Consider the following 14,101-nt stretch of genomic DNA (forward strand, 5'->3'; position numbering starts at 1 on the left):
GTCCCGTCTTTCGCTGTCCCGACCCTGCGGCCGCCTTGGTCCCGTCATCCGGCACCTGATAAACCATAAAAAAAGGCCCCTTTCGGAGCCTGTATTCGCGCATGGGTGCTTCCGCCGGGCCGCTACGCCGCCCTGCCCATGCGCGTTCCTACTACGAGAATGGTGTTGCCAGTCATCATATGCCTGTCCTAGCGGCAGATCGGCGCGCGGTCAATCCGCAAATATCGCCAACAGGCCGTCACGCCGGGTTGCCTCTGCATGGCCTGCGGCGGATGGACGCCGGCGCGCCCCGCCTGTATGCCGGACCAATGCAGACGCTTCCCCTCTATCTTGCCGCCGCGCTCGCCGAAATCAGCGGATGCTTCGCCTTCTGGGCGTGGCTGCGCCTTGACCGCAGTATCCTCTGGCTGGTCCCGGGTCTGGCCGCTCTCGCCGCCTTCGCCTGGATCCTGACGCTGACGCCGCTGGACCACGCCGGCCGCGCCTATGCGCTCTATGGCGGCATCTATATCGCCACCAGCCTCCTCTGGCTGCGCCTTGTCGAGGGTCAGATGCCCGATCGATGGGACCTGCTAGGCGCCGGCCTCTGCCTTCTAGGCGCCATGATCATCCTGTTCGGCCCCCGCGACGCGCCTTTGAGCTGAGGGTCTGTGGCCCGGCGGCAACGAGCTGTTAACCGGCCGGATGCTAGGGTGGAGTTTACGTTGGGGGACGGATAGGTCATTGAGTACCGAGCCACACATGCAGCATGGCGCATATCAGGACGAGGCGGACCGCCGCGACGCGGACCTCGCTGGCAACCGCTGTCTCGGTCATGTCGTCGCCTGTTCCGGCGCCCGCGCAACGGTCAGCGCCACGGCGGAAAAGGGCTCCACCGAACTTGCCGAACTGTGGTCCGTTGGCCGCCTGATTTCCATCCGTGTCGGTGAGAACCGGGTCGTGGCGCTGGTTTGCGCCATGCACACCGACGTTCCCGGCTGGAAGGACGGCGAAGACAATATCATGCAGATCGAGGTCGAGCTGGTTGGGGAAATTCACCCCGACGAGCAGGGCACCTTCATGTTCTCGGCCGGTATCAGCAAATACCCCTATCTGGGTGCGATCGTGCACCGCATGCGCACCTCCGACCTGAAAATGATCTATGATCAGGGATCGACCAACACCGCGACGATCGGCTGTCTGACCCAGGATCGCTCGCTCCCCGCCCATATCAACGTCCCAGCCCTCCTGTCGCGCCATTTCGCCGTTGTCGGCACCACCGGTGTCGGCAAGACCACCGCCGTTGCGCTTCTGATGCACAAGGCGTTGCAGGCCGACCCCTCGCTGCGTGTCCTTATCCTCGACCCGCATAACGAATTCGCCGCCGCCTTTCCCGATCACGCCGTGGTCATCGACACCGATACGCTTGATCTGCCCTTCTGGCTGTTTCGCCTCGAGGAATTCACCGAGGTCCTGTTTCGCGGCCGCCCGGCCATCCCGGAGGAAGTCGATGCGCTGCGCGATCTCATCCCGGAAGCCAAACGGGCCTTCAAGGGCAGCGCCGATACGGCATTGCTGCGCAAGAGCACCGAAAAATCATCCCTGACCGCCGACACACCGGTTCCCTACCGGGTCGCCGATCTGCTTGCCCTGATCGACGAGCGCATCGGCCGCCTCGAGGGCCGGTCTGAAAAGCCGCATCTGCGTTCGCTGAAAGTGCGCATCCAGAGCGCCATCAACGATCCGCGCTACGAGTTCATGTTCTCGTCCAACACCATTCACGACACCATTGCGCAGACGATCAGCCATATCTTCCGCATCCCCGGCGACGGCAAGCCGGTGACCACCTTCCAGCTCTCGGGCATTCCCTCGGAAGTGGTCAATTCCGTGGCCTCGATCCTGTGCCGCATGGCCTTCGAGATCGCCTTGTGGAGCTCCGGCGCCGTGCGCCTGCTGGTCATCTGCGAGGAGGCGCACCGTTACGTGCCCGCCGATCCCACTCTCGGCTTCTTTCCGACCCGCCAGGCCATATCGCGCATTGCCAAGGAAGGCCGCAAATACGGCGTCTGCCTCGGCGTTGTCACCCAGCGGCCGGGCGAACTTGATCCGACCATCCTGTCGCAGTGTTCGACGGTGTTTGCCATGCGCCTGGCCAATGACAATGACCAGGAGATCATCCGCTCGGCGATCCCCGATTCCTCGACCTCGACCATTTCCTTTCTGTCTTCGATCGGCAACGGCGAAGCCATCGCCTTTGGCGAAGCCGTCGCCGTTCCGATGCGCATGGTCTTCGAGCGGGTGGCCAAGCGGGTCCTGCCGCGCGCCAATTCCGGCCTCGCGCCGACGATCGACAGCGCCGCCGCCGGCGTTGACCTCAAGGCCATTGTCCAGCGCATGCGTCATATCGATCCCGCCGAGCAGCCGCAGATGGCCGATCTGCCGCAACCGGCCCCGGCCCCGGCACAGGCACAGGCACCGGCTCCGGCTCCGGCTCCGCCGATGCAGCCGGATTATGACGAAGCTCCGGCTTCGAACCATCTGGACACCGCCGCCGATTTTCCGGCAGCAAGGCCCGAGCCGGAACCGCAGCGCCCCGACCCGGCCCTCGAGCCGGCTGCGCCAATCCCTCAGGAGCGTGCTTCCGAGTCGCGTGCCGGCGATCGCGATCAGCCGGCCCCGACCTTCAGCCCGAAACCGCAATTGACGCGGCGCTTTGGCGGCGGCGACGAGCCGCGCCGCGAGATGTCGTCCCTGCGCTCGGGACTTCTCAAGCGGCCGCTCAGTTCGCTGATCGACAAATAGACCTTCGCCAGCCGTAGACGCGCACCAGCCGGCACCGAATGGCAAGCCCAGGAGGCGGTTCGGCACGGAGAAATCAGTTCTAAAGTGAAATCAGGTGGCGCAGACGCGGTTGCGGCCGGCGCGCTTGGCTTTGTAAAGCTGCTTGTCGGTCCGCCGGTAAAGTTGCTCCCCGCTTTCCTGCCCGTCCCAGACCGCGATGCCGGCACTGACCGTGACCTTCAAATGCAAGTCGCCATCGATGATTGTCAACGCTTCGACGGCGCGGCGGATGCGTTCGGCCAGATCGAAAAGCTGCCGCTGCGGCGTGTTCGGCGACAGAATGGCGAATTCCTCGCCGCCGATCCGTGCCACCACGTCGTGATAGCGGGTGAATTCACGCAGGCACAAGGCCACCTGCCGCAGCACCGCATCGCCGACATCATGCCCATGCGTGTCGTTGACCACCTTGAAGTGATCGAGATCGAGGATGATCATGCCGACCGGCTTGTCGATCTTCGTGAACGCTGCCAGATACTCTCGCATCGCGTCATCGAAATAGCGCCGATTGTGCATCCCGGTCAGCGCATCGGTCACCGCCGCGTGCTCGAGGGTTTCCGAGCGCTCCGACAGGGATTCGGTCATCCGCCGCAATTTGCCCTGTTCGGCGACCCCCACCTTGAGCGCCGGATAGATCAGAAGCACCCCGCAGGCGACGCTGAGGCCGCTGATCACCATGCTGAAATAGGAAAAACGCAGAATCGGATCCAACCGCGGGTCGACGCGCACGAGATCGGCGGCTGTGGCCCATGCGGAATAGGCCGATACGCCGGCCAGGCCGATCAGCAACAGCAAGAGAAAGAAATAGATCTCGGACTTGTGAAAATGCATCGGCCCCAACAGCACAGAATGACTTGGCCGCAACAGTAACCGGCGGGGAGTTAGGGTTGACTTAACGGCAGCGCAAGCAACCAAAGCGCCGACACGTCATTGTCCACTCAGCCGGCGCCAGCCCGGATCGAGTTGGTTGCGCAGCCAGGTCATTTGCCGCTTTGCATAGCGCCGGCTGTGCATTGCCGCCCGCGATTGAGCCTCCTCAAGGCTCACCGCGCCGGCAAGATAGGCCGCCAGTTCCGGCACGCCGATCGCTTTCATGAGCGGCTTTTCCGGCGCGATGCGCCGTTTGACGAGCGCCTCGACCTCGATCAGGGCGCCCTCCGCGATCATTAGTTCCAGACGCTGATTGATGCGCTGGTAGAGCAGCTCGCGCGGCGGCAGCACGAGGAGCCGGGCGGCCTTGTCTTCGCTCACAACGACGCGTCCCGTCGGTGTCTGGAACGAGGCAATGGACTGGCCCGTCGCCGCATGCACTTCCACGGCCCGCAGCACCCGCTGGCGATCGCCCGGCGCCAGCCGCCGCGCCATCTCGGGATCACGGCGCGCCAGTTCCGCGTGCAATGTCTCCGGTCCCGTGCGCGCCAATTCATTGCGCCAGTGGCTGCGAATGTCCGCCGGGACCGGCGGGATCTGCGACAGGCCTCCGCTCAGCGCCCTGAAATACAGCCCGGTGCCGCCGACGATCACCGGCAGACGGCCCCGCGCACGGATCGAGGCAATCGCCGCGGCCGCATCCTCGAGCCAATGACCGGTCGAATAATCCGTCTGCGGATCGACGTGACCGTAAAGATGGTGCGGCACCAGCGCCATCTCCGCCTCCGACGGTCGCGCCGTGAGAATGCGCAGGCCCTCATAGACCTGCATCGAGTCGGCATTGACGATCTCGCCGTCATGCTTCTGCGCCAGCCGGATCGCCAGCCCGGACTTGCCGCTCGCCGTCGGCCCGGCTATCAGGATGGCCTCCTTGCCCTCGATCGAAAGTTCCTCGCTCATGGCTCTCGTTGCCACGCTGATTGCCAATCCGTCAAATCCTGCTCTCAGCCCCGCGCTGGGCGAAGCAGCGGCCGACGCGCTAGATGCCGCCGGCCTGTACTGGCTGGCCGACGGCATTGCCTGCGACCTGGCGCTTCGCGACACCGCCGACCCGCAGGCCGCCCTCCCCCGGCTGCGCGAAATTCTCGCCGGCCATCCGGTCGATATCGCCATCCAGACGGCGGAAACCCGGCGCAAGAAAGTGCTTCTTGCCGACATGGATTCGACCATGATCGACCAGGAGTGCATCGACGAACTGGCCGCCGAGGTCGGCTTCAAGGCCGAGGTTTCCGAGATCACCCGGCGCGCCATGAATGGCGAGATCGCATTCGAGCCGGCCCTGCGCGAGCGGGTGGCCCTGCTCGCCGGCCTGCCCGTCAGCAAGATTGGCGAGGTCATCGACAAGCGCATCACATTGGCCGCCGGCGGCACAACGCTGATTGCCACGATGCGCGCCAACGGCGCCTATACGGCGCTGGTCTCCGGCGGCTTCACCGCCTTTACCGGCCCGGTAGCCGATCAGCTGGGATTTGATGAACACCGCGCCAACCGCCTCGAGAGCGAAGACGGCAAACTGCTCGGCACCGTCGCCGAACCCATCCTCGGCAAGCAGGCCAAGGTGGATGCGCTGCGCGAATTGACCGTTCGTCTCGGCCTCGACCCGGAAGATGTTCTCGCCGTCGGCGATGGCGCCAACGATCTCGGCATGCTGCAGATTGCCGGCTCGGGTGTCGCCCTGCACGCCAAACCGGCGGTGGCGGCACAGGCGCAAATCCGCATTGACCATGGCGACCTGACGGCGCTCCTGTATCTGCAGGGCTACCGCAAGACCGACTTCGTCGGTGCCTGAAGATGCAGATGCTGACCACCGATCGCCTGATCCTGCGCAACTGGCGGGACAGCGACTGGCCCCTGTTCCACCTGATCAACAGCAATGATGAAGTGATGCGGTTCTTCCCGTTCCGCCGCGACCGCGCCGCCTCCGATGCCTTAATGCAACGCCTCGCCGCCGGTATCGCGCGCGATGGTTTCGGCTTCGCCGCCATCGAATTGCGAGACAGTGGACAGACGGCAGGCTTTGCCGGGCTGCACAGGAGCGAAGGCCTTCCTGCCCTGCCGCCGGGCAGCATCGAGATCGGCTGGCGGCTGGCCCCGGAGTTCTGGCATCGCGGCATCGCCAGCGAAGCGGCGCGGGCCTGGCTGGCCTGCGGGTTTGAGACGCTTGGCCTGCAGCGCATCGTCAGCTTCGCGGTCGCCGACAACGTGGCGTCACTGGCGGTGATGCACCGCATCGGCATGCGGCGCCGGCCCGATCTCGATTTCGACCATCCCGGCGTTCCCGCCAGCCACCCGCATCTGCGCCATCACGCCTTCTGCGAGATCACGGCCGCGCAGTGGGCGAAACAAAACGACGGATAGCAGGCCGGGCCCTAATCCATGCGCAGGGTGATGAAGCGCAATTCGCCATCCTTGTTGGCGAGCATCAAAAGCGCGTTGCGCCGCCCGTCTTCCTGCAGTTGCGCCAGCCGCTCCATGACCTCCTGCGGCGTCTCGACGGCGCTTTGCGCAATCTCGACGAGCACGTCGCCGGCAACGACGCGCTTGTCCGCCGCCGCTGACTGCTCCGCGACCTCCGAGATCAGCACGCCGGAGACATCCTCGGCGATGCCATATTCCTGCCGCGCGGCATCATCGAGCGGAGCGAAGGTCAGGCCCAGGGCCGAACGGGTCGGAACCGCCTCGGCGCTTTCCTCGGCCTCTTCCGCCGCCGCCAGTTGTTCGCCATCCTCGAGACGGCCGAGTGTGACCTGAACCGTGACCTCTTCACCCTTGCGCACCACTTGCACATCGACCGCCTTGCCGACCGGACTTTCGGCCACGATGCGCGGCAGATCGCGCATCTGGCGCACCGGCTGTCCGTCAAACGCCACGATCACGTCGCCTGCCTCGATCGAGCCGTCATCCACTGGCCCGCCGCGCACGACCCCGGCGACCAGCGCGCCGCGCGCCGTGGCCATGCCGAGGCTCTCGGCGATCTCGTCGGTGACCGGCTGAATGCGCACGCCGAGCCAGCCGCGCCGCGTCTCGCCGAATTCGCGCAATTGGTCGATGACGCTGACCGCCATCTCGGTCGGCACCGCAAAGCCGATGCCGATGGAGCCGCCGGACGGCGAAATGATCGCCGTGTTGATCCCGATCACCTCGCCCTTCATGTTGAACAGCGGACCGCCGGAATTGCCGCGATTGATCGCCGCATCGGTCTGAATGAAATTGTCATAGGGACCGGCCTGGATGTCACGGCCGCGCGCCGAGATGATGCCGACAGACACCGAGCCGCCCAGCCCGAACGGATTGCCGATTGCCATCACCCAGTCGCCGATGCGCATGGATTCGGAATCGCCGAAAGGCACCGCTGTCAGCGGTTGCGGCGGGTCGACCTTCAGAAGGGCAAGATCGGTCTTGCCGTCCGCACCAACCAGCTCTGCCTTCAGCTTGCTCCCATCGGCAAAGTTGATCTCGATATCATCGGCATCCTCGATGACATGATTGTTGGTCACGATATAGCCATCGGGATCGATCACGAAGCCGGAGCCGAGCGACGACATCTGCCGGCTGCGCGGCCCTTCGCCGCGCTCACGGAAGAAATCATCGAAAAAGTCCTGAAACGGCGAGCCATCCGGCGCCTGCATTCGCGGCCCGACCCTGTCGTCGCTATCGACATTCTGCCGTGTCGAGATATTAACGACCGCGTCAAGCAGCCCTTCAGCGATATCGGCAACCGATGCCGGTCCGGCGCCGCTTTGCGCCCGGGCCTCGGTTCCGAAGCCATTTGCGGCCGGCAGGAAAATCGGCGCGATACCCATGGCCACCGCCATAAGGCCGGGCAGGAAAACGGCCCGCATCGTTTGCAGGGCCGCGGTCCCGGGGTGTCTCGAAAGGGCTGGCATCGTCACGCTCGTTTTCTCCCGCTTGACTGGGTGCACAAAGACAACCTCAGACATAAGGCGAAATCGGGAGCGGTCCAATCATCTTTTTGCGAGCACAGCCACTGACGGGCATGGCGGGATGACACGCCGGCGCACCGGGCGTGAGCAGGTACTGGCGGGCGACCCGAAGGCCGTCAGCCCCAGTGCTTGGCGAGGAACACGAGACCGGTGCCGACCGCCAGCACGATGACGCCGGTCAGGCGCAAGGTCTGGTCATCGATGCGCGGCAACTGTTCGGCCATACGCCGCATTGCCCCCGGCGCCAGAGCCCAGATCAGGCCCTCGACGACACAGACCAGACCGATCGCAAGCAATAGCGTCGGCATGACGACCCTATTGCGCCGTCGCCGCTGTCCCGTTCTCCGCGCCGCCGGGCTCGCTTTCGCTTCCAGCACTCGCCGCCGCGTCCGGCGCAGCGGGCGTTTCCGCCGCAGCCGCATCGTCGCTGCTGCCGGCTGCGGTGGTTGCGCTTGTCGAAGCCCCCGCGTTGGGCGACGCTCCGGCCGAACCGAAGAACTCGAAGAACTCCGAATTCGGTGACAGCACCATCGTCGTGCCGCTGTCGGCGAGTGCCCCCGCATAGGCGCTCATCGACCGGTAGAAGGCAAAGAAATCCTCATCGCGCGAAAACGCATCGGCAAAGATGCGGTTGCGCTCGGCATCGCCCTCACCGCGAATGATCTCGGCGTCGCGCTGTGCTTCCGACTGGATTTCCACCACCTGGCGATCGGCGATGGCGCGGATGCGCTGTCCCGCCTCATTACCGCGGGCCCGGATCAATTCGGCCTCGGCCAGGCGTTCGGCCTTCATCCGCTCAAAGGTCTGTTGCGAGACTTCCTGCGTCAGATCGGTCCGCCGGATGCGCACATCCTCGATCGCGATGCCGAGATTCTCCGCCTCCGGACGCATCTGGTCGCGCACTTCACGCATCATCGAAGTGCGCTCTTCAGACAGCGCTGCCTCGAATCCGCGCAGGCCGTAGACCGTACGCAAGGCCGAGTTCAGACGCGTTCTCAGCCGCGATTCCGCCGCCACGATGTCGGCCGAGACCGTCTGCCGGAAGCGGCGCGGATCGGTGATGTCGTAGAGGACGAACGCGTCGACCTCGTAGAACTTGCCGCCCGACACCTGCACCCGGATGTCTTCCAGGTCAAAGCGCAGGACGCGCTTTTCGACGAACTGCACGGTGTCGATCAGCGGCACCTTGAAGTAAAGGCCCGGTGTTTCCCGCACGTCCTGAATTTCACCGAAGCGGACGACGATCGCCTGTTCGCGCGCATTGACCACATAGGCGGCCTGGTAGATCACGAACAGAACGAGAGCGGCAAGAATGCCGATGGCTGCGAAACGACTGCTCATTGCTGTTCACCCTGGGCGTTTTTCCGGATTTCCGGAAGCGGAAGATATGGCACCACGCCCGTTCCCTGTTCCTGTTCCATGATCACCTTGTCCGATCCCCTGAAGACGTTCTCCATGGTTTCGAGATAGAGGCGCTTGCGGGTCACCTCCGGTGCTTTCGAATATTCGTCATAGATCGAGATGAAGCGCTGCGCCTCACCGGTCGCCTCATTGACGACCCGATCCTTGTAGGCCGAGGCCTCTTCGCGGATCTGGGCGCCGCGTCCACGCGCCTGGCCCAGCTTCTGGTTGGAATACTGGTTGGCTTCCTCGACGAAGCGGTCCTCGTCCTGCTCGGCACGCTGCACCTCGTCAAAGGCATCGGCGACTTCGCGCGGCGGCGCCGCATCCTCGATCGACACCGCCGTGATCGACAGGCCCGAATCGAACAGATCCATGCTGTTTTGAATGATGTCGCGCACTTCCTGCGAAATCATCTCGCGATTGTCACGAAAGATGTCCTGCGCCGGACGCCGGCCGACCACCTCGCGCATGGCGCTCTCGGAGACCATGCGCAGCGTGTCTTCCGGCCTTGCCACGTTGAACAGGAAGTTCTTCGGATTGGCGACAGTGTAGAGAATCTTGAACTCGACATCGACGATGTTCTGATCGCCCGACAGCATCAGGCCGCCGGCGCTGCCGGTCCGCTGATTGCCGCCCGTCTCCATTTCGCGCTCGACGATCGACACCGTCTCGACCGTCTCGAACGGCCAGAAGATCATGTGCAGGCCGGGCATCGAGATTTCATCTTTCGGCTGCCCGAAGCGCAATTCGACGCCGCGCTCATCCGGCTGCACGGTGTAGATCGCCTGCATCAGCCACAGGGCCAGCAGGCCGACGACAATCACCGCCGCCATCACCTTGCCGCTGCCGCCGGATGCGCCACCGCCGCCACCGCCGCCGGGCATCACCCGCCGCAGGCTTTCCTGGCCACGGCGAATCAGATCCTCGAGATCCGGTGGCTGATTGCCGCCACCCCCGCCGCCGCGCGGACCCTGCGGGCCGCTGCCCCACGGTCCCTGGTTGTTGCCGCCGCCGCCGCTCCCGCCGCTGCCGCCCCAAGGGCCGCCGCCATTCTGATTGCTCCAGGGCATCCATACCTCTTTTCAAAAAAATGCGGGCGAAGCGCCCTTTCCGTGCCACCCACGCGGGCGCCCGACTTGCTGACTTCGTTATAAGGATCACGGCAGGCGCTTTCAACGCACCGGCGCTGCTAATCGTCCGCCGAGGGCCGATTTTATGCCGCGCGGCCGGTTTTAGCCGCGGATGTGGCGCCGCAAGCCGAAATATTGCCCTCTCAGCGGCGTCGATAGACCGCAAAGCGCATGGCATGGCTGTCACGCGGCCCTTCCGGCTGATGGCGCTCCGAGACGAGCGCCCACTCCGCCGGATCGATCGCCGGGAAGAACGTGTCCCCGTCAAGCTCGGCTGCGATATGCGTGATCTCCAGCCGCGCCGCGATATCCATGGCCTGCGCGAAAATCTCGCCGCCGCCGATGATGCAGATCTCCGGACCGTCGCTTTCTTCAAGCGCCTGGCGCGCCTGCTGCAACGCCGCCGGCAAACTGTCCACGACCGTGACGCCATCGATCGTCCGGCCGCTCCGCGAGATGACGATGTTGGTGCGCCCCGGCAAAGGCCGGCCGATCGATTCGAATGTCTTGCGGCCCATGATCACCGGATGGCCCAGCGTCACCCGTTTGAAATGCTGCAGATCGCTCGACAGCCGCCACGGCATGGCGCCATCGCGGCCAATGACGCCATTCTCCGTCAACGCCGCCACGAGAATGATTTCGGCCTCGCCGGCATTGCCTCTGTCAGGCGATGACTGTGCTTTTGCGCTCATACGGCGATCGGCGCCCGGATATGCGCATGCGCCTCGTAATTTTCGAGGCGGAAATCTTCGAAGCGAAAGGCAAACAGGTCGTCGACCTCCGGGTTGAGATGCATGCTTGGCAGCGCCAGCGGCTGCCGCTTCAATTGTTCGCGCGCCTGGTCGAAATGATTGCGGTAAAGATGCGCATCGCCGAGCGTGTGAACGAAATCACCGGGCTTGAGCCCCGTGACCTGCGCCACCATCATCGTCAGCAGTGCATAGGATGCGATGTTGAACGGCACGCCGAGAAAGATGTCCGCCGAGCGCTGATAGAGCTGGCACGACAGCTGTCCATTCGCGACGTAGAACTGAAACAGGCAATGACAGGGCGGCAGGGCCATGTCATCAACCTCCGCCGGGTTCCAGGCACTGACAATGTGCCGGCGCGACTGCGGATTTTGCCGCAATTGCGCAACGAGCTGGGCGATCTGGTCGATGCGGCGGCCATCGGGTGCAGGCCAGGACCGCCATTGCGCGCCGTAGACCGGCCCGAGCTCACCCTTCTCATCGGCCCAGTCATCCCAGATCCTGACGCCGTGTTCGTTGAGATAGGCAATGTTCGTGTCGCCGCGCAGGAACCACAGGAGTTCGTGGATGATCGACTTCAGATGCAGCTTCTTGGTGGTTACCAGCGGAAATCCGCCGGACAGATCGAAGCGCATCTGGTGGCCGAAAATGCTGCGCGTTCCGGTCCCGGTCCGATCATCGCGATCAGCTCCGTTTTCCAGCACCTTCTCGAGAAGGTCCAGATACTGGCGCATTGTCGTCTCCTGTCATCGCGAACCGGGGGCAGAAAGGCAAAACGCCCGGGCGTACCGGGCGAATTCCCACGTCTCGGACAGCGGCGCCCCGCGCCGCCGCCGCGCGTCCGGCATCAGATGCTGTCGAGCTTGCCAAGTTCCTTGGCGCACAGATAGTAGAAGGTCACGCGCGACTTTGAATTGTCACCCTTCATCATCGCGCAGACCTTTTCCACGGCCGCTTCGCCATCGCTTGCCGAAACGCCAAGCTTTTTCTGGCACCATTTTTCGTTCACGCGCGCGGTTTCCGTCGGATCCGAGCAGGACACGAGCGAGGAATCGCGGTTGCGCAGAGCAATCCCGAGATATTTAACGATCTTGGTGATGGTTTCGTCGGACGCGCCCGCGTCATATTTTTTCACATCGGCGGCGTAATCTGCCATGCTTGGCTCCTTGAATGCTCATCTTCCCGCACCCGCCGAACGCGAACACGGAACCCCCTGCGGCGAAATGTTTGCCATCCGGACCCGCGAAGTCAAGGGCTCCGCTCCTTTGCCCCCAACTTGCCGCTGCCCCACCCCGAAGTCCCGCCGCAGCGAAAGGCGGGCGCTCGGGCAAACGGCTGACACGGCCCTTTTCAACCCAGCCGCGGCCACCTATATAGGAAGCGTCGTCTTTGGCGACTATGGCAATAAACGGGCGATGCAATAAGCCATTCGGACCCGGGGGCGGTACCCGGCGCCTCCACCACGATCGGGCGAACGGAATTCGGCACTTTGACCGGTTCTCGCGGCCCGCTGGTGATGGGGGCGAAACAGGATCGACGAGGGTGTAAAGATCGACTTTTTGCTCGGCATAGTACCACCGTTATCGGGCTAAACTTGTAGTTGCAAATGACAACTATGCGGAAGCACGTCTCGCCGCGTAAGCAGCGCGACAGCTTCAATTGAAGTCCTGACCAGTCGCATGGTCAGGCGGGGTCCGGAGGCACCTGGCAACAGAAGCCTCCACTCTTTTCTTTTTTCGTCTGAATCTGACCGGCAACGCGCCTGACGAATGCGCTTGCAGCCGCATCGCGCCTGCCAATTGCGCCTCGCCGATGCGCATTGGATGGCCGGATACAGCCAATTTTTCACGTGATGCGCGCCGGCTGTGCCTTTTCCGCGCCCCGGAAAACCGTATATATGGAGAGGTACGTCGACTCGCGATATCGTGGCGAGCCGCCCATTCGGCGAAAGCCGCGCGTCGGGTCGCCCCAGGAGCAGGAAAGTAGTTCGCATGCCGCAGGACCATATCCGTTACGACATTCTGGCCCAGGATGCGTTGCGCGGCGTCATCCGCAAGGTGCTCAGTGAAGTCGCCGCGACGGGCTATCTGCCCGGCGAGCATCATTTCTTCATCACCTTCATGACCGAGGCTCCGGGCGTGCGCATTTCCACGCAGCTCAAGGAGCGCTATCCCGAGCAGATGACCATCGTCGTCCAGCACCAGTTCTGGGACCTGAAAGTAAGCGAGGCGCAGTTCGAGATCGGCCTTTCCTTCTCCGACAAGCCCGAAAAGCTGATCGTTCCCTTCGCCGCCGTGCGCGGCTTTTACGATCCGTCCGTCAATTTCGAACTGGAATTCGATACGGTGTTCGAAGAGGCCGCCAATGACGGCGAGACCGTCGAAGCCAGTGACGAGGATCTTGCCGAGGCCATCGAGCGCATCATCGAACCGGAGGCGGGCGCTGACGCATCGCAGCCAGGTGCCGGGGGTGCCAATGCGGCCGATGCATCCGAAAAGAACGGCGCCGATGTCGTCTCTCTGGATTCCTTCCGCAAGAAAAGCTGAGCGCCATGCCTTCCGTCAGCACGAGCCCGCTTGAATGACCGGCGAGATCGTCAATCTGCGCATGGCCCGCAAACGCAAGCGTCGGGCGACAGCGGAAGACGAGGCGGCACGCAACCGCTTAAGCCACGGCCGCAGCAAGGCCGAGCGGCAGGCCGCATCGCTCGAAACGGCGCGCTTGGATCGGCTGCATTCCGGCGGACGCCTTGACCCGCAACGGACCGCTGATGATCAAGACAGCGACGTCTGACACCCCTTCCACCGGCAATATCAAGCACTCGGTGACCATTCGCGGGCACCGCACCTCGATCTCTCTGGAACCCCGGTTCTGGTCGTGTCTGCGCCAGATGGCGCAGCAGCGCGATCTGCCGCTGGCCGCCCTGATCGCCGAGATCGACGCCGGACGGGGCCACGCTGAAGCCGGCAGCAACCTGTCCTCGAAAGTGCGCCTCGCCGTGCTCGAATGGGCGCTGGCCGCAGGCGTCAGCAACGCCGCAGCGCCGCCACAGCAATGATCGCCTGACCCGGCTCGGCATCTGCGGCTTGCAGCAAATCTGCCTGGAAAAGCGAAAAAATGCCTCCGA

Annotated in this window: 16 protein-coding genes and 1 other RNA gene; 8 read left to right on the plus strand and 9 right to left on the minus strand. The window is 63.9% G+C overall.

Features of this window, described 5'->3' with window-relative positions; translation table 11 throughout:
* Window positions 1-308: 308 nt before the first annotated feature.
* Window positions 309-644 (plus strand): YnfA family protein, encoded by a 336-nt coding sequence (locus KY465_RS01130; protein WP_219157595.1) that lies wholly within the window; start codon window positions 309-311, stop codon window positions 642-644.
* A gap of 97 nt (window positions 645-741) precedes the next feature.
* Complete coding sequence (locus KY465_RS01135; protein WP_219200706.1) at window positions 742-2,781, plus strand: ATP-binding protein; 2,040 nt, start codon at window positions 742-744, stop codon at window positions 2,779-2,781.
* A 90-nt stretch (window positions 2,782-2,871) separates the two neighbouring features.
* Here KY465_RS01135 and KY465_RS01140 read toward each other — a convergent pair whose 3' ends face one another.
* On the minus strand, window positions 2,872-3,648 hold the full coding sequence (locus tag KY465_RS01140; RefSeq protein WP_219157597.1) for a GGDEF domain-containing protein: 777 nt from the start codon (window positions 3,646-3,648) through the stop codon (window positions 2,872-2,874).
* 96 nt (window positions 3,649-3,744) lie between these two features.
* On the minus strand, window positions 3,745-4,647 hold the full coding sequence (gene miaA / locus KY465_RS01145; RefSeq protein ID WP_219157599.1) for a tRNA (adenosine(37)-N6)-dimethylallyltransferase MiaA: 903 nt from the start codon (window positions 4,645-4,647) through the stop codon (window positions 3,745-3,747).
* Here miaA and serB point away from each other — a divergent pair.
* On the plus strand, window positions 4,646-5,536 hold the full coding sequence (gene serB / locus KY465_RS01150) for a phosphoserine phosphatase SerB (RefSeq protein ID WP_219200707.1): 891 nt from the start codon (window positions 4,646-4,648) through the stop codon (window positions 5,534-5,536). The genes miaA and serB overlap by 2 nt on opposite strands.
* 2 nt (window positions 5,537-5,538) lie before the next feature.
* A complete protein-coding gene (locus KY465_RS01155) occupies window positions 5,539-6,105 on the plus strand; it encodes a GNAT family N-acetyltransferase (RefSeq protein ID WP_219157601.1) in 567 nt (188 codons plus the stop codon).
* Between the two features lie 11 nt (window positions 6,106-6,116).
* Here KY465_RS01155 and KY465_RS01160 read toward each other — a convergent pair whose 3' ends face one another.
* The 7 genes from KY465_RS01160 to KY465_RS01190 form a co-directional block, all read right to left on the minus strand.
* Window positions 6,117-7,634, minus strand: coding sequence for a DegQ family serine endoprotease (locus KY465_RS01160; RefSeq protein WP_428982933.1), 1,518 nt, complete (start codon window positions 7,632-7,634; stop codon window positions 6,117-6,119).
* A 173-nt stretch (window positions 7,635-7,807) separates the two neighbouring features.
* A complete protein-coding gene (locus KY465_RS01165) occupies window positions 7,808-7,999 on the minus strand; it encodes a DUF2065 domain-containing protein (protein ID WP_219157603.1) in 192 nt (63 codons plus the stop codon).
* A gap of 7 nt (window positions 8,000-8,006) precedes the next feature.
* Window positions 8,007-9,032: a protease modulator HflC gene (gene hflC, locus KY465_RS01170; protein WP_219157605.1), complete on the minus strand. Its 1,026-nt coding sequence runs from the start codon at window positions 9,030-9,032 to the stop codon at window positions 8,007-8,009.
* Complete coding sequence (hflK, locus tag KY465_RS01175) at window positions 9,029-10,165, minus strand: FtsH protease activity modulator HflK (RefSeq protein ID WP_219157607.1); 1,137 nt, start codon at window positions 10,163-10,165, stop codon at window positions 9,029-9,031. Before hflK ends, hflC begins: the two co-directional genes overlap by 4 nt.
* A 203-nt stretch (window positions 10,166-10,368) precedes the next feature.
* Window positions 10,369-10,917 carry a dihydrofolate reductase gene (locus KY465_RS01180; RefSeq protein ID WP_219157609.1) on the minus strand — a complete coding sequence of 183 codons (549 nt, stop codon included), beginning with the start codon at window positions 10,915-10,917 and terminating at the stop codon, window positions 10,369-10,371.
* On the minus strand, window positions 10,914-11,708 hold the full coding sequence (locus tag KY465_RS01185) for a thymidylate synthase (RefSeq protein ID WP_219157611.1): 795 nt from the start codon (window positions 11,706-11,708) through the stop codon (window positions 10,914-10,916). Before KY465_RS01185 ends, KY465_RS01180 begins: the two co-directional genes overlap by 4 nt.
* A gap of 113 nt (window positions 11,709-11,821) precedes the next feature.
* Window positions 11,822-12,130, minus strand: coding sequence for a DUF2853 family protein (locus KY465_RS01190; RefSeq protein ID WP_219157612.1), 309 nt, complete (start codon window positions 12,128-12,130; stop codon window positions 11,822-11,824).
* A gap of 187 nt (window positions 12,131-12,317) precedes the next feature.
* Between KY465_RS01190 and ssrA the strand changes: the two genes are divergently transcribed.
* The 4 genes from ssrA (at window position 12,318) to KY465_RS01210 (ending at window position 14,032) form a co-directional block, all read left to right on the plus strand.
* Window positions 12,318-12,699: a transfer-messenger RNA gene (ssrA, locus tag KY465_RS01195) on the plus strand.
* 266 nt (window positions 12,700-12,965) lie between these two features.
* A complete protein-coding gene (locus tag KY465_RS01200) occupies window positions 12,966-13,520 on the plus strand; it encodes an SspB family protein (protein ID WP_219157614.1) in 555 nt (184 codons plus the stop codon).
* A 34-nt stretch (window positions 13,521-13,554) separates the two neighbouring features.
* The gene (locus KY465_RS01205; RefSeq protein WP_219157616.1) at window positions 13,555-13,767 is read left to right on the plus strand and encodes a DUF4169 family protein; all 213 of its coding nucleotides are present in this window, start codon (window positions 13,555-13,557) and stop codon (window positions 13,765-13,767) included.
* Window positions 13,745-14,032, plus strand: coding sequence for a ribbon-helix-helix domain-containing protein (locus KY465_RS01210; RefSeq protein WP_219157618.1), 288 nt, complete (start codon window positions 13,745-13,747; stop codon window positions 14,030-14,032). Before KY465_RS01205 ends, KY465_RS01210 begins: the two co-directional genes overlap by 23 nt.
* Window positions 14,033-14,101 lie beyond the last annotated feature (69 nt).

It is taken from the genome of Neohoeflea coraliihabitans (genome assembly GCF_019334345.1).
GTDB classification, from domain to species: domain Bacteria; phylum Pseudomonadota; class Alphaproteobacteria; order Rhizobiales; family Rhizobiaceae; genus Pseudohoeflea; species Pseudohoeflea coraliihabitans.

Bases quoted from the DNA above. Each gene is read 5' to 3' on its own strand.
- KY465_RS01130 (WP_219157595.1), top strand. From the start codon at position 309: ATGCAGACGCTTCCCCTCTATCTTGCCGCCGCGCTCGCCGAAATCAGC.
- KY465_RS01135 (WP_219200706.1), top strand. From the start codon at position 742: ATGCAGCATGGCGCATATCAGGACGAGGCGGACCGCCGCGACGCGGAC.
- KY465_RS01140 (WP_219157597.1), bottom strand. From the start codon at position 3,648: ATGCATTTTCACAAGTCCGAGATCTATTTCTTTCTCTTGCTGTTGCTG.
- serB (WP_219200707.1), top strand. From the start codon at position 4,646: ATGGCTCTCGTTGCCACGCTGATTGCCAATCCGTCAAATCCTGCTCTC.
- miaA (WP_219157599.1), bottom strand. From the start codon at position 4,647: ATGAGCGAGGAACTTTCGATCGAGGGCAAGGAGGCCATCCTGATAGCC.
- KY465_RS01155 (WP_219157601.1), top strand. From the start codon at position 5,539: ATGCAGATGCTGACCACCGATCGCCTGATCCTGCGCAACTGGCGGGAC.
- KY465_RS01160 (WP_428982933.1), bottom strand. From the start codon at position 7,634: ATGCCAGCCCTTTCGAGACACCCCGGGACCGCGGCCCTGCAAACGATG.
- KY465_RS01165 (WP_219157603.1), bottom strand. From the start codon at position 7,999: ATGCCGACGCTATTGCTTGCGATCGGTCTGGTCTGTGTCGTCGAGGGC.
- hflC (WP_219157605.1), bottom strand. From the start codon at position 9,032: ATGAGCAGTCGTTTCGCAGCCATCGGCATTCTTGCCGCTCTCGTTCTG.
- hflK (WP_219157607.1), bottom strand. From the start codon at position 10,165: ATGCCCTGGAGCAATCAGAATGGCGGCGGCCCTTGGGGCGGCAGCGGC.
- KY465_RS01180 (WP_219157609.1), bottom strand. From the start codon at position 10,917: ATGAGCGCAAAAGCACAGTCATCGCCTGACAGAGGCAATGCCGGCGAG.
- KY465_RS01185 (WP_219157611.1), bottom strand. From the start codon at position 11,708: ATGCGCCAGTATCTGGACCTTCTCGAGAAGGTGCTGGAAAACGGAGCT.
- KY465_RS01190 (WP_219157612.1), bottom strand. From the start codon at position 12,130: ATGGCAGATTACGCCGCCGATGTGAAAAAATATGACGCGGGCGCGTCC.
- KY465_RS01200 (WP_219157614.1), top strand. From the start codon at position 12,966: ATGCCGCAGGACCATATCCGTTACGACATTCTGGCCCAGGATGCGTTG.
- KY465_RS01205 (WP_219157616.1), top strand. From the start codon at position 13,555: ATGACCGGCGAGATCGTCAATCTGCGCATGGCCCGCAAACGCAAGCGT.
- KY465_RS01210 (WP_219157618.1), top strand. From the start codon at position 13,745: ATGATCAAGACAGCGACGTCTGACACCCCTTCCACCGGCAATATCAAG.